1 protein-coding gene is annotated in these 297 nt (G+C 62.0%); it reads right to left on the bottom strand.

Annotated elements, in window-relative coordinates:
• Positions 1-297: hypothetical protein (locus tag E1K68_RS28160; protein WP_212614971.1), on the bottom strand; the 297-nt coding region annotated here is incomplete at both ends.

The following is a 297-nucleotide window of genomic DNA, read 5'->3' as shown; positions in this document are numbered from 1 at the left end:
TGAGTGCCGAGGTGACCTTGGCGGTCCCGTAAGAGATCGCGCCACCCACCAACGCACCTCCGATCATGCACGGCAGCTTGGTCCAGAAACATTTCAAGTTGCCCCGCAACGCCATCACCACGGCAATCGCCAGCCCCACCCCTGGCGTTTTCCCGCTACGAATCTCCTGCACCACAATGGTCTCACCACCAATGCGCACATCCGGCGAAATCAAGCCCTCGGCCGTCCCAATCTTTGCATCGCAGGTACTGCGATCCCCGCTGCGCGCGGCAGGCTGCCCGTTGATGAACACCGAGC

It is taken from the genome of Pseudomonas sp. B2021, assembly GCF_018135665.1.
GTDB classification, from domain to species: domain Bacteria; phylum Pseudomonadota; class Gammaproteobacteria; order Pseudomonadales; family Pseudomonadaceae; genus Aquipseudomonas; species Aquipseudomonas lactis.
This window is presented reverse-complemented; position numbering and strand designations above follow the sequence as displayed.